Here is a 20,878-nt window from a genome sequence, read left to right as displayed (position 1 = left end):
ATCCATGCCTATCGGCTCATATGCCCGGATTCGGTGAGGGACCGGGGTGAGACGAGAATCGATGGATGACGCAGTCGCAGCCATGCCCGTGCCGCCGGGGTGAGCCTTTCGAGCAATGCTGTGGGCCCGTGCTCGCGGGGGAGCGGGGTGCGCCGACGGCGGAGGCGCTGATGCGGTCGCGGTATACCGCGTTCGCGGTCGGGGACGGGGAGTATCTGCGTCGGTCGTGGCATTCCTCGCGGCGTCCCCCGGTGGTGGAGATCGATGACGATCAGCGGTGGATGTTCCTGGAGATCGTGCGGGTCGAGCGCGGTGGGCCCTTCGACGACACCGGGGTGGTGGAATTCGTGGCGCACTACCGCGCGGACGGGGTGCGCGGGTCGCTGCACGAGGTCAGCAGGTTCGCCCGGGAGGACGGGGCGTGGGTGTACGTCGACGGCGTGATCGAGCCGTGAACGGTACCGTCGTCGCATGGCGCGTATCGCGATCGAGTACTGCACCCAGTGCCGCTGGTTGTTGCGGGCGAGTTGGATGGCTCAGGAACTGCTGAGCACCTTCGGCACCGATCTGGGCGAGGTCGCGCTGATACCCGGCACCGGCGGGGTCTTCCGGATCACGGTCGACGGCGATCAGGTGTGGGAACGCAAAGCCGACGGCGGATTTCCGGACATCTCGGTGCTCAAGCAGCGCGTGCGCGACCGGGTCGCGCCCGATCGCGATCTGGGGCACGTCGATCGACGCGACAGCGAGCACACCGGCTGAGACCGGCTCCGACGCGCACGTGACCCGCCGTACCGCCGTCGCCGACCGATCCGCACGCGGAAATGGGGCGCCGATGTGGCGAAATCACCGTGACTCATCGATGGTGATCCGAGTCACAGAAATGGACGCGCTCGATCTCGCGCGTGATTCAGCCGCCGCAGCCGCCGCCGCCGCAGCACCCGCCACCCGACGGACTCGGCGCGGGAGCGGCCGCGGGCATACCGCCGCCACCCCGGCTGACCGTGGCGAATGTGGTCAGCAGTTTCACGGTGTCGTCGTGTCCGTTCGGGCAGACGGCGGGATCGGACGATTGCGCCATGGGGCGGTTCACCTCGAAGGTGTCACCGCAACCACGGCACCGAAAGGCATAGCTCGGCATCCCGCCAGCGTATCGCGTCGGAGTCGAAAACCGCGTCCTCCTGCCGACCCACGAACAGAGACGTACTCTCGATTGAAAGATCAGGTAGTACCGTCCCGCTGGTAGCAATCGTCCAGCGCACCGGCGGGCCGGGGCAGGAGGTGCGGGAAGATGAGCGAGCACAGTGAGCGGAGTCCGGGCCGAGCCGCAACGCCGACGGCGACGCACGACGACGACGCGCCGTTCGCGCGCACCGAGTACGGCCCCGTTCGGGGGTTTCTCGACGGGCCGGTCGCCGTCTGGCGCAGCATCCCCTACGGCGCGCCCGTCACCGGAACCGGGCGGTTCCGTCCGCCCTCGCCGCCACAGAGCTGGGACGGCGTCCGCGAATGTTCGACGTTCGGCAATATCGCCCCGCAAACGATGGGCACCATGGTGCCGGTCGACTCGGATCTGCGGATGGGCGAGGACTGCTTGTGGCTGAACGTGTGGGCCCCGCGCGGCCTGCTGACAGAGGACGGTGAACCGCGACCGGTCATGGTCTGGCTGCACGGCGGCGCCTACTGCCTCGGTACCGCCGCGCAGGCCGTCTACGACGGGCGCAAACTCGCCGAGATCGGTGATGTCGTGGTGGTGGGGGTCAACTATCGGATCGGCGCGCTCGGCTTCCTCGATCTGTCCTCGCTGTTCCACGGTTTCGTGCCCAACCTCGGGCTGCACGATCAGATCGCGGCGCTGGAATGGGTGCGCGACAATATCGCCGCATTCGGCGGTGATCCCGGCAATGTGACCCTGTTCGGCGAATCCTCCGGCGGCGGCTGCGTGACCGCGCTGTTGACCTCCCCGCGCGCGGCCGGGCTCTTCCATCGGGCGATCGCCCAGAGTCCGCCCGCCACCACGGTTTTCGGCCAGGAGCGGGCCGCGGGCGTGGCACGGCGGTTCATGGAGTTACTCGAACTGCCCTCCTCGCGCGCGCTCGAACTGAGCGATATGCCGATCGAGCGAATCGTGCAGGCGGCGGGTCTGCTGCTCGACGAGGTGCCGCTGCGGGAGCCGGGCAGGCTGGCGGCGGCGCCCGTCGTCGACGGTGACCTGCTGCCGACCTATCCGGTCGACCGGTTCCAGGCGGGGCGTTCGCACCGGGTGCCGCTCATCATCGGCACGAACAAGGACGAGTCGTCGCTGTTCCGGGTGTTCCGTTCGCCGATCATGCCGGTGACGCCGGAAGCGGTGAACCTGATGCTGGAGGACGTGGCCGCGGGCCATCCGGAGTGGTCGGCCGAGCGGATCGCCGAGATCACCTCCGCCTACCCGGATCTGGCGAAGACCAGGGGCGCGCTGGCCATGTCGACCGACGCGGCTTTCCGCATGCCCGCGCACTGGGTGGCCGACGGCCACGCCGCGCATTCGCCGACCTGGGCCTACCGCTTCGACCACGCGACGCCGATGCTGCGCGCGGCCCGGGTCGGCGCGGGCCACGCGACCGAATTGCCCTATGTGTTCGGCAATTTCGGCACACTCAACCACGATCCGACGTTCTGGCTCGGCGGACGCAAGGCGGCCACCGAGGTCTCCGGCCGGATGATCCGGCGCTGGCTGGCCTTCGCGACCCACGGTGTGCCCGCCGCGCTCGACGGTTCCAAGCACTGGCCGCCGTATCGCCGGGCCGACCGGGCCACCCTGTTGATCGACGCGGTGGACCGCGTCGTCGGCAATCCGGACGCCGACCTGCACACCGCCTGGGGTGAGCAGGCCGTTGGCTTCAGCTGATCAGACCGAGGACGGCTGTTTCGCGTGCGCGGCGCGACCCAGCCGGACCGGCATGTGTTCGTAGCCGTGCAGGGTGAACAGCCGACGGCGTCGCGGTGTGCCGTCCAGCGCCAGATCGGGGAACCGCTCGAACAGCGCGCGCAGCGCGTACACGCCCTCCATCCTGGCGAGGCTGGCGCCGAGGCAGACGTGGATGCCGTTGCTGAAGGACAGGTGCTCCTTGGCGTTCGCGCGCGTGACGTCGAAACGGTCCGGATCGGCGAACACCTTAGGGTCGCGATTGGCCCCGGCGAGCGAGAGCACGACGGTATGACCCCGCCGGAGTTGTTCGCCGTCGAGTTCGAGGTCTTCGAGCGCGGTCCGCGCCGTGGTCTGGACCGGTGAATCGATGCGGAGTACCTCTTCCACGGCATTGGGCCACAGGTCGGGTTCGGCGCGCAAACGGTCGAGCTGGTCGGGGTTGGCGAGCAATTGGACGACGCCGTTGCCGATGAGATTGACGGTGGTCTCGAACCCAGCGCCCATCAGCAGGCTCGCGGTGGCCTTGAGCGCGTAGTCGTCGAGTTCGCCCGCGCTGACCAGCGTGCTCATGATGTCGTCGCCGGGGGTGCGGCGCAGCCGCGCGATATGCGCGTCGAGGTATTCGTTCATCACCTCCATGGATTCCAGGGCACGGCGATGCGTGCGCCAGGAGATGCCCACATCGAGCAGCGGCGTCATCCGATCGCCCCAGCCGAGGAAGAGATCGCGATCCTCGTCGGGGAAGCCGAGCATTTCGGAGATGATCGCGATCGGCACCTGGGCGGCGAACGCGGCGACGAGGTCGGCCGAACCGTCCGACGGCAGCGCGTCGAGCAATTCCTCGGTCACCGTCTCGACCCGTTCGCGGAGTTTGGCGATGGCCCTGGGCGTGAACGCGGACGCGACCGGTTTGCGCATGGCCGTGTGCTGGGGCGGATCGATGACGAGCATCGACGGCGGTTCCACCGGATTGGGCGGCAGCGGTGACCGTTGCGCGAGCATCCGCAACGGTTTCGGGACGTCGAAACTCTCCGGTGTGCGCACCCCGAACCGGCTGTCGCGCAGGATCGCTCGGCTCAGTTCGTGGTCGAAGACCGCCCACGACAGGCTGGTGCGAAGCAGCCGGTCCCGCCCGCGGAGTTCTTCGATGAGTGGGTACGGATCATCGATGCCGCCCGGTCCGCCCATGAGGACGGCGAACGGGTCGCCGCGACGCGCTTGCGTGCGCAGTACGAAGCGCGGCGCGCCCTGTTGAGACAGCCAACGGAACCAATATTGCGGCTTCATGTACCACCGACCTCGTCGTTGTGTGATGTCTCCCACGTTACGGGGTCGGCCACGGCGGTGAAACGGCCTCCGGTCGGACGCCGGACCTATACCTGGGTAGGACTCCTCCCGTTACCCGCGCTGCGCGGTGACCCGTTCCGAGGCGATCCTGCGTTCCTTGGCGGCCGGGTCCGGATTGACGACCTGTACCAGTGATGCGCCAACAGCGAGCACCGAGATCAATCCGTCGATCAGCTCGGCCGGGGTCTCCCACGGCGTGCTCGACAGCACGCGGTCACCCTCGGCGAATCCCTGCCGCAGGGCCGACTTCCTGGCTTCGGCGAGAACTTCCGACACGGGCATGCCGTCGAGCGCGACACCGGCGCCGCGCGGATGGAACTGGTCGCCGTGCACCCGGACGGCGGTGGCGAAGTCGGTGATCCCGATGGGCAGATCGCGCACCGGCATACCCATGGGATCGAGCGAGAGCGCGGCCACTTCGGCGACACCGTCCGCGTCATCGATGCGATCGGGTGTGGCCAGAGCCAGGTCGGCGTCGGGATCGGGGCGCAGCACGACCTCGGTCCCGGCCCACCAGCAGCCGAGCAGCACCGCGGCGGTCTGCCAATGCGCGGGCAGCAGGACCGCGACCCGTGCGCCGGGGCTCAGCCCGAATTCGTCGCGGATCAGGTTGCCGGTCTTGGCGGCCCAGTTCGCCAGCGTCAGCCCGGACAGTTCGATCCGCGCGCCGTTCGCGTCGTCGTAGTAGGTGACGCGCGGACCTGCCGGTTCGCGGGCCAGGATCGGGTCGAGGACGGCCTCGGTGAGGGTGAGCGCCTGGTCGAGGTCACGCATGCTCGACGTCACGATCGTCGGCGGGGAGGGGAGTCAGTTCACGCATTTCGGTCCGTTCTGGCCTGCGTCGATCGGTGGGGCGGGGGGAACCGGCGTCGCGGAGGTCGAGGGTCCGGAGAGATCGAACATGGAGCTCGCCGCCGAGCCCGGACCAGAATAGTCGCTCGCGAGCACGACCCCGACCGAACCCGGCGACATCGACTCGTCGGCGATCACGGCCAGCCCGCCGAGCGCCTGCGCGACGGCCTTGGCGCGCGAATCGGAGGTGTCGGCGGTGAGCACCCGGCTGCTGCTCGCGCTGCGTCCGGAATAGTTCGTGACGGTGCCCTCGCGGAAACCCTTGGCGCTCAACGCCTGCGAGACCTTGCCCGCCAGCCCCGCGACCCCGCCCGCGTTGTAGACGTCGACCGTCACGCTGTCCGGATTCACCAGTGGCTGTGGGGTTTCGCGGCTCGACCCGCCGACGAGCGATGCCACATAGGACTTCACGGCTTTCGGGTCGACCCGCACCACGGATTCGCCGTCGCCGGTCATGCCGTTGAGATCGGTCACCGGAATGGTCTCGAATTTCACCTGCCCGCCGGACAGATCCTTGAGTTGCTGGAGGAAGGTCAGCACGTCCCAGTCCTCGTCCAGTACGACGGTGCGCCCGACCGCCTCGCTGAGCTGGCCCAGCCGCGAGGGATTCGTGAGGGTCTTCGCACTGAGCACCTGCCCGACGAGCTGGGCCATGAACACCTGCTGGCGCACGATGCGGTCGAGATCGCCGCGTTCGAGGTCGTGGCGCTGGCGCACGAAACTCAATGCCTGCGGACCGTCGAGTTTCTGCCGTCCGGCGGGGAAGTCCGCACCCGACATCCATTCGTCCACCGAATGGTTCAGGCAGACGTCGACACCGCCGACGGCCTCGGTCAGCAGGACGAATCCGAGCAGGCTCACCTCGGCGTAGTGGTCGACACCGATACCGGTCAGATTGGCGACGGTGGTGATCAATGCCTTGCGACCGGCCTGGGTGGCCCGCTTGTCGACCTCGGAGTCGGACAGACCGGTGCCGATGAGTTTCGCGCGCTCGGCCTCCTTGGTCGCGCCGTAGGCCGAGTTGATCTTGCCCTTGCCGAATCCCGGTATGTCGACGTAGGAGTCGCGGGGGAGCGAGATGGCGGTCGCGGAACGCCCGTCGTTGGGGACGCGCACCAGAACGATGGTGTCGGTATTGGTGCCGACCTCGTCACCCGCGTGCAGCATGGCCCGTTCCGCCTGCGTCAGCGGGTTGCCGTGCGCGTCGGTGCGACTGTCCACCCCGACCAGCAGGATGTCGATCGCGCCGTCACGACTTCCGCCCAGTCCCAGATCGCCGATGCGTTCGATATTGGAGATCAGCGCGTCGACGCTGTGCCAGGCGAAACCGGTGACCACCACGACGAGCGCGGCGAGCAACGCGACGATGACCTGTACGGGCCCGACGGTTCCCGGGCCGCCGGCTCCGGACGATCGTGACGGAACCGACCCGCTCATCGACTCACTCCCGCATCCTCTCGACGAACTCGATGGAATCCGGGCGCGGCACGTACCGTCGGAACGCCGACGGCGTCATCCACCCGACCGGCCCCGCCTCCGGCTGCCCCCTGCCCGCTCCGGTGGCAACTGTCCACCGGAACATACGCCCCCAGGCTAACCAACGGCTACCTCGGTACGGGTCAACCGGCGATGTCACGGCGTGCCAGACTTGCGCCCGTGACTGTGTCGAACCCACCGTTGACCGCCCGTCTCGTCGTGACCGGAGCCGGTGGACAGGTGGGCCGGGAGCTCCTGCGGCTGGCGCCCGACGCCCGCGGATACGGCCGAACCGACCTGGACATCACCGATCCCGCCGCGGTCCGCGCGGTCGTCGGGCCCGATGACGTCGTGCTCAACTGCGCCGCCTTCACCGCGGTCGACCGCGCCGAATCCGAGCAGGCCGCCGCCTTCGCCGCCAACGAGACCGGCCCCGCCGTGCTCGCGGCCGAATGCGCGCGGGCCGGAGCCCGATTGATCCACCTGTCCACCGATTACGTGTTCCCGGGTACCCGGGAACGGCCCTACGACACCGCCGACCCGACCGGACCGACGACGGTGTACGGGCGCTCGAAACTGGCGGGGGAGCGCGCAGTCCTCGATATCGCCCCCGACGCGGTGGTGGTGCGCACGGCCTGGGTGTACCGGGGACGTGACGGCGATTTCGTCGCTACCATGCTCCGCCTGGAAGGTGAGCGCGACACCGTCGACGTGGTCGACGACCAGCTCGGCTCACCCACCTACGCCGTCGACCTCGCCTCGGCCCTGCTCGACCTCGCCTCCGTGCAGGCCCCGCCCCGCGTGCTGCACGCCACCAATACGGGCCGCGCCACCTGGTTCGAGCTGGCCCGTGCCGTCTTCGAGGAGATCGGCGCCGATCCGGAGCGGGTGCGTCCGTGCGATTCCGCCGCGTTCCCGAGACCCGCGCGCCGCCCGGCCTATTCGGTGCTGTCGGACCGGGCGTGGGTGGACGCCGGACTCACACCGCTGCGTCCGTGGCGAGACGCGCTGCGCGCCGCGCTGGCCGATCGCTGAGCGCGGGATAGATCGTCGGCGAGACCCGCTCCGCCCGTATCGATTTCGATCATCGCCGCGCACCGCCGCTCGACCGCGGTCGGCGTCACGGGCGATGCCGCCCGTATTCGCACCGCGGGCCGCGCACCGGAACGGTTCCGACTAGGCTGGGCGGTCGTGAGTGAGCGCAGCGAGCGAACCGACAACCCGTCCTCGGAATCCGTGTCCCCCGGCCGCATCGCGGTCGTGACGGTGACCTATTCACCGGGCGAGCACCTGGACCATTTCATCACCACGCTAGCGCACGCCACCGGCGAGAAACCGCAGGTGATCCTGGCCGACAACGGCTCGGTCGACGGTGTCCCGGAACTGGCGGCCGAGGCGAATTCGCACGTGCGACTGCTACGGACCGGCGGAAATCTCGGCTACGGCGGCGCGATCAATCGGGCCGTCGCCGAGATCGACCCCGATATCGAATTCGTCGTCATCTCCAACCCCGACATCCGCTGGGGCACCGATTCCATCGATGAACTGCTGGCCGCCGCCGAACGCTGGCCGCGCGCGGGCGCGCTCGGACCGATGGTGCTCGATCCGGACGGCACCGTCTACCCGTCCGCGCGTTCGGTGCCCGGTCTGCTCGACGGCGCCGGTCACGCGATCCTGGGCACCGTCTGGCCCGCGAACCCGTGGACCCGGCGCTATCGCCAGGACAACGAGCAGATCTCCGAACGCACCGTCGGGTGGCTTTCGGGCTCCTGCCTGCTGGTCCGGCGCAGCGCCTTCGATTCGATCGACGGCTTCGATTCGCGCTACTTCATGTACATGGAGGACGTCGACTTCGGCGACCGCCTCGGTAAGGCGGGTTGGCACAATGTCTTCGTCCCGACCGCCGAGGTCACTCACGCCCAGGGACACGCGGCGAGCCGCCACCCGGAACTGATGCTGCCCGCCCACCACGCGAGCGCCTACCGGTTCCAGGCCGACCGGCATCCGCACTGGTGGCAGGCGCCGCTGCGGCTGGCGTTGCGGGCCGGACTTGCCATTCGCTCCCGGATTGCGGTTCGATCTGCGCTGCGAGAGCAGGCACGAGGCTGACCCGAGTCGGGGCCGCCGCGCGGAACAATCCACTGTGAACAGGGGAAGTTGATGTCAGGACATGCAGGCACCGAAGCCGTGATTCTGGTCGGCGGCCAGGGAACGCGGCTGCGTCCGCTGACCCTGTCGGCACCCAAGCCGATGCTGCCGACCGCGGGACTGCCGTTCCTGACCCACCTGCTCGCGCGGATCGCCGAAGCCGGGATCACCCACGTCGTACTCGGCACCTCGTTCAAGGCGGAGGTATTCGAGGAGCATTTCGGTGACGGCGCCGACCTGGGACTCGACCTGGAGTACGTCACCGAGAGCGAGCCGCTCGGCACCGGGGGCGGCATCCGCAACGTGCTGCCGAAGCTGCGCGGTGACACCGTGATGGTCTTCAACGGCGATGTGCTCGGCGGCACCGAACTCGGCGCGATTCTCGACACCCACGAGTCGACCAACGCCGATGTCACCCTGCACCTGGTCCGGGTCAGCGATCCGAGGGCCTTCGGCTGTGTGCCGACCGACGCCGACGGCCGGGTCACCGCGTTCCTGGAGAAGACCCAGGATCCGCCGACCGACCAGATCAACGCTGGCTGCTACGTGTTCCGCCGCGAGTACATCGAGAAGATCCCGGCCGGTCGCCCCGTCTCGGTGGAACGCGAAGTGTTCCCGGCGCTGCTCGCCGAGGGCGCTCGCGTGCAAGGCCACGTGGACACCTCGTACTGGCGCGATATGGGCACACCGGAGGATTTCGTCCGGGGTTCGGCCGACCTCGTCCGCGGTATCGCGCCCTCGCCCGCCCTGCCGGGGCAGCGCGGGGAATCCCTGGTCCATCCCGGTGCCGGTGTCGCTCCCGGTGCCCTGCTCATCGGCGGCACCGTCGTCGGGCGCGGTGCGGAGATAGGCGCGGGGGCGCGGTTGGACGGCGCGGTCATCTTCGACGGCGCGATCATCGAGGCGGGTGCCACGGTGGAACGCTCCATCATCGGTTTCGGCGCCCGCATCGGCCCTCGCGCGCTGGTGCGCGACGGTGTCATCGGTGACGGCGCGCAGGTCGGCGCCCGCTGTGAACTGCTGCGCGGCGCCCGCGTCTGGCCCGGCGTGGAAATCCCGGACGGCGGTATCCGCTTCTCCACCGACGTCTGAACGCGGCGGATGGGGGCGCGCTCCCCTCGCCCCGACCGAGCCTCGCTAGAATGTCTAGCGAGGCTAGGATCTTGGCATGACCACCCGAAAAGAACGCGAACGGGCCGATCGGCATCAGCGGATCATCGATGCCGCTCGCGAACTCGCGGAAAGTCAGGGCTGGGAGGCGGTGACGGTGCGCAAGCTGGCCGAGCGCATCGAATACAGCCAACCCGTGTTGTACAGCCATTTCACGGGTAAGGCCGCGATCATCGCGGCCGTGGCGGTCGAAGGCATCATCGATCTCACCACCGCGTTGCGCGCCGCCGAGGCCACCGCGGCGACCCCCGCCGAGGCGCTGGAGAGCGTGACCCGCGCGTACCTGGATTTCGCCGCCGCGAATCCGGCCCGCTACGACGCGATGTTCGTGCTGTCGACCGATCTGGTCTTCGGACTGGACGCGCCGCAGCCGTTGCGCGACGCCTTCGCCGTTTTCGAGGGCCTGTTCCGGCCCTTCGTCGACGACGCCGACCTCGGCGCGCGCGCGGAAGTCGCGTGGAGTTCCATCCACGGCCTGGCCACCCTCGAACGCGCGGGCAGGCTGCGGCCGGAGTTGCGCGAGCGACGCCTGGCCCTGCTCGTCGCCGAATGGCTTGCCGCCGTTCGCGTCTGATCCACGACCGGTGACGCGATCGGATCCGGCGGTAGCGTGTGGTCATGGCGGATGCGGTGGTGGTCGGATCGGGACCGAACGGCCTCGCGGCCGCGGTGATCCTGGCGCGGGCCGGTCTCGCGGTGGAGGTCTACGAGGCCGAGCCGAGCGCGGGCGGCGGATCGCGCACGATCGAGCTGACCCTGCCCGGATTCCGTCACGATCTGTGCGCGGGCGCGCATCCCATGGCCTCGGCCTCGCCGTTCTTCCGCGCGTTCGATCTCCCCGCGCACGGCGTGGAACTGCTGACGCCGGAGGTCTCCTACGCCCATCCGCTCGACGGTGGCCGGGCGGGGGTGGCCTGGCGCGATCTCGACCGCACCGTCGAGGGTCTCGGACGCGACGGCGCGGCCTGGCGCAGACTCTTCGCCCCGATGGTCCGGCACTGGGAGGCCGTCGTCGAGGTCGCGATGTCGGATCTGCGCAGGTTGCCGCGTGATCTGCTGACGGCCGCGCGCTTCGGACTCCGCGTCATCGAACAGGGCACGCCGTTGTGGAATCTGCGGTTCGACGACGAACCCGCGGCGTCGATGCTGACCGGCGTCGCGACGCACGCGATCACCCCGCCGCGCGCCATTCCGGCGGCGGGGGCGGGCATGCTGCTCGGCACCCTGGCCCACGCGGGCGGCTGGGGGCTGCCGCGCGGTGGCAGCCAGGCGATTCCGGACGCGCTGATCGCCGAACTCGAACGTCTCGGTGGCCGCGTGCACACCGACCATCGGATCGACTCGCTCGATGAATTCCCGGACGAACCGGTGCTGCTCGATCTGAGTCCCGCCGAACTGCTCCGCATCGGCGGTCACCGGCTTCCCGACCGCTACGCCGACCGGTTGCGGGATTTCCGCTACGGCGGCGCGGCCTGCAAGGTCGATTTCGCGCTGTCCGGACCGGTGCCGTGGACGGCCGAGGACTGCGCTCGCGCGGGCACACTGCACCTGGTCGGCACCAGGAGCGAGGCCGTGGCCGCCGAACGCGCCGTCGCCGCGGGCCGCCACGCCGACCGGCTCTACGTGCTCGCCATCCAACCGGGCGTGGTCGATTCGACCCGCGCCCCGGCGGGCAACCACACCTTCTACACCTACGCCCACGTCCCCAACGGATCACCGCGCGATGTGAGCGCCGCCGTCGTGGCCCAGGTCGAACGTTTCGCCCCCGGCTTCACCGATCTGATTCTGGCGAAACACGTCATCACCGCGGCCGAAATGCCCGAGCACAACGCCAATTACATCGGCGGCGACATCTCGGCGGGCGCGATGTCGTTGCGCCAGTTCCTCTTCCGTCCCGCCCCGCGCTGGAATCCGTACGCGACTCCCGTTCCCGGCGTCTACCTGTGCTCGTCGGCGACTCCGCCCGGACCCGGGGTGCACGGTATGAACGGCCTGCACGCGGCCCGCCACGTCCTGCGTTCCCGCTTCGGCATCCACACCGATCCACTCGGCCTGCTTCGAGGGTGAGCGCAGGCGGGCCGTCACCGGCTGTCGGCGTCGCCTCCGAGTCGTGGAGCGGTCCGGCTTCTCGCACCGCGATCGGACGCGAATGTCGCCTGTCCTACAGAGTCCATGCCGGTGTCACCGTCGACGGTCAGCCGAGGCGTTCGCGATACAGGTCCGGTTCCAGATAGATCCGCTCCGCGATCGGCACCGCCGCGCGCACCCTTACCTCGGCGTCGTCGATCGCCGTGGCGATGTCGGCGATATCCAGTCCGGGGGCGACGGCGATCTTCGCGGCCACCAGCAGTTCCTCCGGACCGAGGTATTGGGTCTCCAGGTGGATGACGCGTTCGATCCTCGCGCCGTCCACCAGATTCGCGCGGATGGCCGCGTCCTGGCTCGGCGTCGCGCCCTCACCGATGAGCAGACTTTTCATCTCCACGATCAGGACGGTCGCGATGACGCCGAGCAGGATGCCGATGCCGAGCGTGCCGATCCCGTCCCAGATCGGGTTGCCGGTGACCATCGTCAGCCCGACGCCCGCGAAGGCGAGCAGCAGACCGATCAGCGCACCGCTGTCCTCGAGCAGCACCACCGGCAGTTCGGGGTTGCGGGAATTGCGGATGAAGGCCCACCAGCTCGACTGCTGTTTGAACGGGCGGGATTCGCGGGTGGCCGTGGCCAGGCTGAACCCTTCCAGGACCATCGCGACCAGCAGGATCACGATGGCGACGAACGGGTCGCGGAGATGCTCGGGTTCGCGGATCTTGTGGATACCCTCGTCGATCGCGGCGAGCGAGCCGAGCGAGAACAGCACGAGCGCGACGACGAACGCGTAGAAGTAGCGGTTGCGGCCGTAGCCGAAGGGGTGCAACCGATCCGCACGCTGCTCGGCGCGCTTCTGCCCGATCAGCAGCAGTCCCTGATTGGCGGTATCGGCGACCGAGTGGATCGCCTCGGCCAGCATCGACGACGATCCGGTGATCGCGGCGCCCGCGAATTTCGCGACGGCGATCCCCGCGTCGGCCGCCAACGCCGCGTACACGGCCGTCTTGCTACCACCGCTCGACATACCGGCCGACGCTACTCGCGGACCCGGTCGTCGCGGGGCAGGCACACCAGCCGCCCGGTCGACGCCGAGTCCGGGGCGGGCTGGTGATCGACCGGACCCCGGGAAATCGGGCTAGTTCGCCGGTTCCCGATACAGATCCGGCTCGAGGTAGATCACCCGCGCGGCGGGCACGGCGGCGCGCACCCGCGATTCGGCCTCATCGATCGCGTTGGCGATCTGGCCGATATCGAGTCCGGGCGTGAACGCCAGTTTGGCGGCGACCAGGATCTCCTCGGGACCGAGGTACTGCGTCTTGAGGTGGATGACCCGCTCGATGCGGTGACCATCGACCAGATTCGACCGGATCTCGCCGTCCTCCTCGGGCGTCGCGCCCTCACCGATCAGCAGACTCTGCATCTCGATGATGAGGATGACCGCGATGACACCGAGCAGCGCGCCGATCGCCAGGGTGCCGATGGCGTCCCACACCGGATCGCCGGTCAGCATGGTCAGTCCGACACCGAACAGGGCGAAGACCAGACCGATCAGCGCACCGGTGTCCTCGAGCAGCACCACCGGCAGTTCGGGGCTGCGCGAGGTCTTGATGAACCGCCACCAGCTGCTCTTGCCCTTCAGCGGCCGCGATTCCTTGACCGCGGTCATGAAACTGTAGGTCTCGAGTCCGATGGCGATCACCAGGATGACGATCGCGACGATCGGCGACTTGAGTTCCTCGTGGTGTTGAACCTTGTGGATACCTTCGTAGAGCGCGTAGATCGAGCCGAGCGTGAACAGCACCAGGGCGACGATGAACGAGTAGAAGTAGCGATTGCGGCCGTATCCGAACGGATGCAGCTGGTCGGCTTCCTTTTCGGCGCGGTTCTGCCCGAACAGCAGCAGGCCCTGGTTGGAGGTGTCGGCCACCGAGTGCACGGCCTCTGCCAGCATCGACGCGGAACCGGTGATCGCCGCACCGACGAACTTCGCGACCGCGATTCCGGCATTCGCCGTCAACGCGGCGATAATCGCCTTCTTGCCACCACCAGCAGACATATGTCGGGTGTCCTTTCTCGTTTGCCGATCTCGGCTAACTTAGCGTGCCCCGCCGCCGGTCACCGAATGAGATCAGTTCGCGCTGCCGACGCACGCGCAGAAGAACTGGGCCGCGCCGTCCACCGCCTGTGCCCGAATATCGCTGTCGGCGGCCGAGATCCAGGCGGCCGCGCCGCGTTCGAGCAACAGAGTCTGTCCGCCGCGCCGCAGCCGCACGGTTCCTGCCGTGCACAGCACGATGCCGGGGCCGTCGTGCAGCGGCACCTGCCCGATGCCCGCGGTCAGGTCGAAGCGGTGCAGTGCGAATTCCGGTGCGGGCGTGCGATATCGGACCGATCCGTCGCCCGCGGGTTCGGGCAGCACGGCGGGCAGGTCGATCGGTTCGAAATCCAGGACCCGCAGCAGTTCGGGCACGTCGACGTGTTTCGGGGTGAGACCGCCGCGCAGCACGTTGTCGGAATTGGCCATGATCTCGACGCCGAGTCCGCTCAGGTAGGCGTGCAGGTTACCCGCGTCGAGGAACAAACCCTGTCCCGGTTCCAGGGTCACCCGATTGAGCAGCATCGCCGCGAGCACCCCGGCGTCACCGGGATAGGCCTCGGCGAGTTCGAGCGTGGTGCGGGCCTCGGCGACGAAGACCCGGTCGTCCCTGGCCGACAGGTAGTGCACGCAGCCGTCGAGCACCGCGGGCAGCAGCGCGGCGAGCACATTGTGCGGCAGCGTGATCCAGGTCGTGAACAGCGTGCGCAATCCGGCCGAATCCGGCTGCGCCGCAAGGAGTTCCGCATACGATTCGAGCTGGGGCACGCCGAGCGCGCGCAACAGCGCCACCGTGCGCTCCGGCGCGCGGAATCCCGCGAGCGCCTCGAATCGCTCCAGCGCGACGACCAGTTCCGGCTTGTGGTTCTCGTCGCGATAGTTGCGCATCGGGGAATCCAGCGGCACCCGCGCGCGATTCTCCCGTTCGAATCCCGTCTGGGCCTGGACCTCGCTCGGATGCGCCTGTAGCGACAGCGGTTCCTCGGCGGCCAGGATCTTCAGCAGGAACGGCAGTTTGCCGCCGAACTCCGATGCGGCCGCGCCGAGTTCACGCTCGGGATCGGCCGCGACCAGCTTCAGCAGTGAGATGGTGCCCTCCGGCGTGCGCACATGGGCGGGATCGGCGGGATGGGCGCCGAACCACAATTCGGCCTCGGGATGGGCGGAGGGAACGGGTCTGCCGCACAGTTCGGCGAGCGCGGTGCGCGAACCCCAGGCGTAGGAGCGCAGCGCACCAACGAGTTCGTGCACTAGTAGCGTCCCCCGTCGTACTGATCACCCGGTGCCGCGGCGCCGCCGCGCGCACCGATCAAACGCAGGTAGGCCGCGGCCATTTCGATACGGACGGCGAGCACGGCGAGTTGCTCCAGTTCGGTGCTGTGGGTGGCTGATCCCGGCAGCGGAACCCCGGCCTCGTCGACCCGGGCCCGCGTCGGACCCGCCGGATCGTCGAGCGTGTTCTGCAACAGATCGACGTCGGCGTTGAGCAGATCGGCGTCGACCACGCCGGAACCGCCGAATACCGCGAGCCTGCGGCGGGCGGAGGACTGGTCGGGGTCGGTGCTGAGGACGAAGATCCTGGTGCGTTCCACCGGGGCCGGGCCGTCGAGTTCCTCGTCGTGGAACAGCGGGTCGAAATCGGGTGCGACCCCGCCCGCGGCGTCGGCGAGACGCGCGTTGGCCGTGACGGCCTCGTGCAGGTCGGCGGAGGCCGCCACCCGGCCCGCCGACTGCAACAGCACCTCGGCGCTGTGCTCGGCCAGTGCCACGGCGGCGGGGGAGTCGCCCGCGAACACGATCCCGTGCTGTTGCATGCGTGTCGCCAGCGTCTTGGCCGGATTGTGGAAGACCTCGTTCTGCGGCGCGTCGCGCATGGCCTCGGCGTCGAGTACGTCGGCGAGCGCGCCGAGATCGGGGACAACGGTCCCCGAACGCGACGGGTCGACGGTGCGCAGCACCGCGATCCCGACCGCCAGGTAGCGCAGCAGCCGATTGTGGTCGAGAACGGTGACGCGCGGTTCGAGCAGCGCGCTGCGACGGGCCGCGGCGGTGCGTAACGGGCCCTCCATCGGCGCCGCGATCACCACCTCGGCGCCTCGGCGTTGCGCGCGGTCGACGGCATCGATCAGACGTGGATCGCCCGCGTCGTCGCCGGCGATCAGCACCACGTCGAGTGGTCCGACCCAGGCCGGAAGCGCGGGAGCGGGCACGATGGGCAGCCCGGCGCGGTCGCCCAGTGCCGCGACGAGGAGTGCGCCCGCGCGTGCGGCCCGGCCACCGCCGGTCACCAGGACGACGCTGCGAGGTCGGATATCGGTGAGCGACGCGAGCGCGTTCTCGTCGACGGCTGCCGCGGTCGCGCGTACCTGGGCGCCTCCCGAAGCGGCCGAACGCAGGGCGCCGCTGCTGTCGGCTGCCTCGAGCGATGCGGCGTCATCGAGGTCGAGTACCGGAGTTCCAGCGATCATCGGGCGTCCCACCTCCCCTCATCCGCTGTATTCGATTCGTCCGAACGCACCCGGGTCGTACACACCGAGCCCAGGTCGGACGAATCCACTGTCTGTGATTCCACTATTCCAGTCAGGAGCGGACGATGCTCAGGATCTCGGTCACGAGTGCGTCTACTTCCGCCGACGTCCTGGCTTCGACGTTCAACCTGAGCAACGGTTCGGTATTGGACGCGCGCAGATTGAACCACGCGTCGTCGGCGAGTTGCACGGTCACACCGTCCAGTCGGTCGATGGCGACCGCGCGGTTCCCGAATGCCTCCAGCACCGCGAGCGTGCGCTCGGCCGCGTCCGCGACGGTGGAATTGATCTCGCCGGAGGCGGCGTACTTCTCGTAGGCCGCCATCAGCTCGGAGACCGGCCGGTCCTTCTCGCCGAGCGCGGCGAGCACGTGCAGGGCGGCGAGCATGCCGGAATCGGCGCCCCAGAAATCGCGGAAGTAGTAGTGCGCGGAATGCTCACCGCCGAAAACCGCGCCGGTGGTTGCCATCTCCTGCTTGATGAACGAGTGGCCGACCCGGGTGCGCACCGGCGTGCCGCCGAGTTCGTGCACCAGTTCAGGCACCGCGTGCGAGGTGATCAGGTTGTGGATGACGACCGCGCCCGGCTCCTTGGCCAGCTCGCGCTCGGCCACCAGGGCGGTGATGGCCGACGGCGACACCGGATCGCCCTTCTCGTCCACCACGAAACACCGGTCGGCGTCACCGTCGAAGGCCAGTCCGATATCGGCGCCGGTGCTGCGGACCAGCTTCTGTAGATCCACCAGATTCGCCGGATCGAGGGGATTGGCCTCGTGGTTGGGGAAGGAGCCGTCCAGTTCGAAATACAGCGGCTCGATCTTCACCTGGCCCAGAGTGCCGAGCACCGCGGGCACCGTGTGCCCGCCCATGCCGTTGCCCGCGTCCACCGCGATGATGAGGGGGCGGATGTCGTCGAGTTCGACCAGCCCGCGCAGGAAACTCGCGTAGTCGGCGAGTACGTCGACCTCGGTCTCGGCGCCGCGCGGTCCGTCGAAAGCGGGCACGCCCGAGACGACTTCGTCCTTGATGATGCCGAGGCCGGTGTCCTGGCCGACGGGCAGCGCCTTGGCCCGGCACAACTTGATGCCGTTGTAGCGCGCCGGATTGTGGCTCGCGGTGAACATCGCGCCGGGGCATTCGAGGCTGCCGGAGGCGAAGTAGAGCTGGTCGGTGGAGGCGAGGCCGATATGCACCACGTTCAGGCCCTGCCCGGTCACGCCCTCGGCGAAGACCGCGGCCAGTTCCGGTGAGGAGTCGCGCATGTCGTGTCCGATGACAACGCGAGAGGCGCCCTCGGAGCGCATCAACCGCGCGAACGAGGCCCCGACGTCGCTGACGAATTGCGCGTCGAGCTGTTCACCGACCACTCCGCGAACGTCATAGGCTTTGATCACCGCGTTCACGAATTCGGCAGAGCGCGTGGCTGTCATAGCCACTACCCTAGTGGCTCGGTCGGACGGGATCGACGGGGTCCCGTTCTCGTGCGACGGGGGTGGGTCAGCTCGGCGGGTCGGGCAGTACGCGCAGATGTCCGCGTCGCCCGGTCCTGGTGGTGCGCTGCTGGGGCGGCGGCGGTGCGTAATCGCGGTAGCCGCGCTGGTCGGGTTCCGGCGGACGGCGACGCAACCCGGCCTCGCGCACGGCTTCGGCCAACGCGGTGAGATCGTCGTCGTCCGGTGTGCTGGAGGAGAATCCGCCTTCGTGCCTGACCATGTCCCAGCCCTTGGGGGCGGTGATGCGGGAGGCGTGGGTTTCGCACAGATCCCATGAGTGCGGTTCGGCGACGGTGGCCAGTGGTCCGACGACGGCGGTCGAGTCCGAGTACACATACGTGAGCGTCGCGACGGCCGGATTCTTGCAGCCGGGTCGGCAACAACGACGCATGGGGATCACGCGGATGAGAGTAACCCCACTCGGCCCTCCGAGGTGGCCGGACACGCGGTAAAAGGGGTGAGGCTCACAGCGGGATCGCCACGGTCGCCGCGTTAGTCCTCGGGGTCGATGAGGTCGGGATCGACCCCGAGATAGGTGGCGATCTGTTGCACGAGAACCTCGCGCAACAGGTCGATGAGGTCGTCGGGATCACCCGCCCGCAGTTCCAGTGGTTTGCGGAACAGCACGACCCGCGCACGGGTCGCCGCCCCGTGCCGGTCGATGCCCGCGGGCACCAGTCGGGACAGGGGTACGGGGCCGTCCGCCACCACCTCGTCCGGCCAGGTGACCGAATCGGGGTGCAGCGGACGGATTTTGGGGACATCGTCGACGGCGATATCGAGTTTGGTGAGTCGATCGTGCCAGCGGCTGTCCAGCGGCGCGAACGCCTCCAGCACCAGCCGGTCGAATTGCTGGCCGCGCGTACGCCACGCCGGGACGGTCGGAGGCAGCATGGGTCCGCGCACCCCGCGACCACGCCGGATCACCGACCGGGCGGTCGGTGGTCGTCGATTGCGAGAGCGAGACATAAGAGAAATCTAGGTGAACACGCACCGACCTCGTGCATCGAGGTCGGTGCGGCATCAGGTTCTAGCCGATTCCGCGCTTGAGGCGGCGGCGCTCCCGTTCGGAGAGGCCGCCCCAGATCCCGAAACGCTCATCGTGTGCGAGTGCGTATTCCAGGCACTCGTCGCGTACTTCACAACCCATGCAGATCCGTTTGGCCTCGCGGGTCGAGCCGCCCTTCTCGGGGAAGAACGCCTCCGGATCGGTCTGCGCGCATAGGGCACGTTCCTGCCACTGCTCTTCGATGGATTCGAACATCTCGTCGAAGCCCGTCACGACCAGGCTGAGCCGAGGTGTCGATATGTCGTCACCCGCCTCCTGTTCGATCCGGCCGATGTCTGTGCAGACGCCACGTGCTGCGCCTGCTGTGGAATCGGTTGGCGAGACCATGTCTTCGGCCATCGCTCCGCCTCCTCACTGTGTGTTAGCGCAGAATGATTCTTTCCGTCGGACCAACGCGCACACCGACGGCCGTACCCCGCGACGTTGTCCCGCGGACATCCCCGTGCTCGTCATTCCAGTGCGAACATCTGTTCGAAAAACCGCTCGCGCCATGCACTCTCGCGCGAGCCCGGAATGACATGTCTGTGATTAGACACGCCGGATGTGTTGATGGTCAAGCGGCCGACGCTATTCCGTTACTATCCGTCGCCGATTTCTGTGTTGATCTTGTGGTACCCACTAGCAAATGATCAGCAAATATGCGGCGAACACCGCTGGTTCCGGTACCGCATAGGCTGTGTCGATGTGACTGCACAACAAGCGGACATCGCGCCCGCGAACGGGCCCAAGATCGCCGTACTCGTCGGTGGAGTCGGTGGCGCGCGGTTCCTGCAGGGTGTTCGGGAACTGCTGCCGGAAGCCGACGTTTCCGCGATCGTCAATGTAGGTGACGACGTCTGGATGCACGGCCTCCGCATTTGCCCCGACCTCGATACCTGCATGTACACGCTGGGTAACGGAATCGATACCGAACGTGGATGGGGGCGGGTCGGAGAAACTTGGCACGCCAAGGAGGAACTCGCCGAATATCATGCCGAGCCGGACTGGTTCGGGTTGGGCGATCGGGATATCGCGACGCACTTGATTCGAACCGAAATGTTGCGCGCCGGGTACCCGCTTTCCGTGGTCACCGAAGCGCTGTGCAAGAGGTGGCAACCCGGCGTGAAACTGATCCCGGCAACCGACGATCGCTGTGAAACGCATGTCGTTGTGAGTGATCCTGGCAACCCTGGCGAACGTCGCGCGATCCATTTCCAGGAGTGGTGGGTTCGTTACCGAGCGAACATCGAGACCCATGGATTCGCGACAATCGGCGCGGATGACGCCACTCCCGCCCCAAATGTGATCGATATCATAGATCAGGCCGATATTGTTATGATGGCCCCCTCCAATCCCGTCGTCAGCATCGGCGCGATCCTCGCGGTGCCGGGAATCCGAGGCGCGCTGCGCACCACGTCGGCCAAAGTGATCGGGGTATCGGGGGTCATCGACGGCAAACCGCTGCGCGGGATGGCCGACGAATGCCTGTCGGTGATCGGGGTCGAGACGACCGCGGAAGCGATCGGCAGGCATTACGGCGCCCGCTCGGCGACCGGCATCCTGGACGGTTGGCTGATCCACAGCACCGACTCGGCGCGGGTGCCGGGAGTCGAGGTGCGTAGTGTGCCCTTGCTGATGACCGATCCGCCCACCACCGCGGAAATGGTGCGTGAGGCCCTCGACCTTGCCGGAGTGAAATGGTGACGGTGAATCCTGGCCG

At 68.3% G+C, this 20,878-nt stretch carries 21 protein-coding genes; 9 read left to right on the top strand and 12 right to left on the bottom strand.

Going from position 1 to position 20,878, the window contains the following annotated elements; translation table 11 throughout:
• Window positions 1-65: 65 nt before the first annotated feature.
• Together OG225_RS28155 and OG225_RS28150 are read left to right on the top strand one after the other, a co-directional pair.
• Complete coding sequence (locus tag OG225_RS28155; RefSeq protein ID WP_405178009.1) at window positions 66-455, top strand: YchJ family protein; 390 nt, start codon at window positions 66-68, stop codon at window positions 453-455.
• A 16-nt stretch (window positions 456-471) separates the two neighbouring features.
• Window positions 472-762 (top strand): SelT/SelW/SelH family protein, encoded by a 291-nt coding sequence (locus OG225_RS28150; protein ID WP_405178008.1) that lies wholly within the window; start codon window positions 472-474, stop codon window positions 760-762.
• A 148-nt stretch (window positions 763-910) separates the two neighbouring features.
• On the opposite strand, the gene OG225_RS28145 is transcribed toward OG225_RS28150, so the two are convergent.
• Window positions 911-1,141, bottom strand: coding sequence for a zinc ribbon domain-containing protein (locus tag OG225_RS28145; RefSeq protein WP_405178007.1), 231 nt, complete (start codon window positions 1,139-1,141; stop codon window positions 911-913).
• Window positions 1,142-1,291: 150 nt separating this feature from the next.
• Between OG225_RS28145 and OG225_RS28140 the strand changes: the two genes are divergently transcribed.
• Window positions 1,292-2,890, top strand: a complete 1,599-nt coding sequence (locus OG225_RS28140) for a carboxylesterase/lipase family protein (RefSeq protein ID WP_405178006.1) — start codon at window positions 1,292-1,294, stop codon at window positions 2,888-2,890.
• Here OG225_RS28140 and OG225_RS28135 read toward each other — a convergent pair whose 3' ends face one another.
• The 3 genes from OG225_RS28135 to OG225_RS28125 all read right to left on the bottom strand — a co-directional run bounded on the left by OG225_RS28135 (window position 2,891) and on the right by OG225_RS28125 (window position 6,547).
• Window positions 2,891-4,198 carry a cytochrome P450 gene (locus OG225_RS28135; protein WP_405178005.1) on the bottom strand — a complete coding sequence of 436 codons (1,308 nt, stop codon included), beginning with the start codon at window positions 4,196-4,198 and terminating at the stop codon, window positions 2,891-2,893.
• Between the two features lie 111 nt (window positions 4,199-4,309).
• Window positions 4,310-5,032: a TIGR03089 family protein gene (locus OG225_RS28130; protein WP_405178004.1), complete on the bottom strand. Its 723-nt coding sequence runs from the start codon at window positions 5,030-5,032 to the stop codon at window positions 4,310-4,312.
• A 33-nt stretch (window positions 5,033-5,065) separates the two neighbouring features.
• On the bottom strand, window positions 5,066-6,547 hold the full coding sequence (locus tag OG225_RS28125) for an LCP family protein (protein WP_405178003.1): 1,482 nt from the start codon (window positions 6,545-6,547) through the stop codon (window positions 5,066-5,068).
• Between the two features lie 192 nt (window positions 6,548-6,739).
• Between OG225_RS28125 and rfbD the strand changes: the two genes are divergently transcribed.
• From rfbD to OG225_RS28100, 5 genes are all read left to right on the top strand, one after another.
• Window positions 6,740-7,621, top strand: a complete 882-nt coding sequence (gene rfbD / locus OG225_RS28120; protein WP_405178002.1) for a dTDP-4-dehydrorhamnose reductase — start codon at window positions 6,740-6,742, stop codon at window positions 7,619-7,621.
• A 201-nt stretch (window positions 7,622-7,822) separates the two neighbouring features.
• A complete protein-coding gene (locus tag OG225_RS28115) occupies window positions 7,823-8,695 on the top strand; it encodes a glycosyltransferase family 2 protein (RefSeq protein WP_405183393.1) in 873 nt (290 codons plus the stop codon).
• Window positions 8,696-8,746: 51 nt separating this feature from the next.
• Window positions 8,747-9,826, top strand: a complete 1,080-nt coding sequence (locus tag OG225_RS28110) for a sugar phosphate nucleotidyltransferase (protein WP_109528412.1) — start codon at window positions 8,747-8,749, stop codon at window positions 9,824-9,826.
• A gap of 76 nt (window positions 9,827-9,902) precedes the next feature.
• Window positions 9,903-10,478 carry a TetR/AcrR family transcriptional regulator gene (locus OG225_RS28105; RefSeq protein ID WP_405178001.1) on the top strand — a complete coding sequence of 192 codons (576 nt, stop codon included), beginning with the start codon at window positions 9,903-9,905 and terminating at the stop codon, window positions 10,476-10,478.
• Window positions 10,479-10,522: 44 nt separating this feature from the next.
• A complete protein-coding gene (locus OG225_RS28100; protein ID WP_405178000.1) occupies window positions 10,523-11,971 on the top strand; it encodes a phytoene desaturase family protein in 1,449 nt (482 codons plus the stop codon).
• A 127-nt stretch (window positions 11,972-12,098) separates the two neighbouring features.
• Here OG225_RS28100 and OG225_RS28095 read toward each other — a convergent pair whose 3' ends face one another.
• The 8 genes from OG225_RS28095 to OG225_RS28060 all read right to left on the bottom strand — a co-directional run bounded on the left by OG225_RS28095 (window position 12,099) and on the right by OG225_RS28060 (window position 19,374).
• The gene (locus OG225_RS28095; RefSeq protein ID WP_405177999.1) at window positions 12,099-13,019 is read right to left on the bottom strand and encodes a cation diffusion facilitator family transporter; all 921 of its coding nucleotides are present in this window, start codon (window positions 13,017-13,019) and stop codon (window positions 12,099-12,101) included.
• A 111-nt stretch (window positions 13,020-13,130) separates the two neighbouring features.
• Complete coding sequence (locus OG225_RS28090; protein ID WP_405177998.1) at window positions 13,131-14,051, bottom strand: cation diffusion facilitator family transporter; 921 nt, start codon at window positions 14,049-14,051, stop codon at window positions 13,131-13,133.
• Window positions 14,052-14,123: 72 nt separating this feature from the next.
• Complete coding sequence (gene manA, locus OG225_RS28085; RefSeq protein WP_405177997.1) at window positions 14,124-15,341, bottom strand: mannose-6-phosphate isomerase, class I; 1,218 nt, start codon at window positions 15,339-15,341, stop codon at window positions 14,124-14,126.
• Window positions 15,341-16,558 carry a tobH protein gene (locus OG225_RS28080; RefSeq protein WP_405177996.1) on the bottom strand — a complete coding sequence of 406 codons (1,218 nt, stop codon included), beginning with the start codon at window positions 16,556-16,558 and terminating at the stop codon, window positions 15,341-15,343. The genes manA and OG225_RS28080 overlap by 1 nt, the downstream gene beginning before the upstream one ends.
• A 112-nt stretch (window positions 16,559-16,670) precedes the next feature.
• Window positions 16,671-18,047: a phosphomannomutase/phosphoglucomutase gene (locus OG225_RS28075; RefSeq protein ID WP_405177995.1), complete on the bottom strand. Its 1,377-nt coding sequence runs from the start codon at window positions 18,045-18,047 to the stop codon at window positions 16,671-16,673.
• Window positions 18,048-18,114: 67 nt separating this feature from the next.
• Window positions 18,115-18,501 (bottom strand): DUF3499 domain-containing protein, encoded by a 387-nt coding sequence (locus OG225_RS28070; protein ID WP_109528404.1) that lies wholly within the window; start codon window positions 18,499-18,501, stop codon window positions 18,115-18,117.
• A 101-nt stretch (window positions 18,502-18,602) separates the two neighbouring features.
• Entirely contained in the window at window positions 18,603-19,079 is a 477-nt protein-coding gene (locus OG225_RS28065) for a metallopeptidase family protein (protein WP_405177994.1), read from the bottom strand.
• Between the two features lie 61 nt (window positions 19,080-19,140).
• The gene (locus OG225_RS28060; RefSeq protein WP_029901515.1) at window positions 19,141-19,374 is read right to left on the bottom strand and encodes a WhiB family transcriptional regulator; all 234 of its coding nucleotides are present in this window, start codon (window positions 19,372-19,374) and stop codon (window positions 19,141-19,143) included.
• A 348-nt stretch (window positions 19,375-19,722) separates the two neighbouring features.
• Here OG225_RS28060 and cofD point away from each other — a divergent pair, with 348 nt between their 5' ends.
• Window positions 19,723-20,862 (top strand): 2-phospho-L-lactate transferase, encoded by a 1,140-nt coding sequence (cofD, locus tag OG225_RS28055; protein ID WP_405177993.1) that lies wholly within the window; start codon window positions 19,723-19,725, stop codon window positions 20,860-20,862.
• Window positions 20,863-20,878: the final 16 nt, after the last annotated feature.

The organism is Nocardia sp. NBC_01377, assembly GCF_045040005.1.
Lineage (GTDB): Bacteria > Actinomycetota > Actinomycetes > Mycobacteriales > Mycobacteriaceae > Nocardia > Nocardia noduli.
This window is presented reverse-complemented; position numbering and strand designations above follow the sequence as displayed.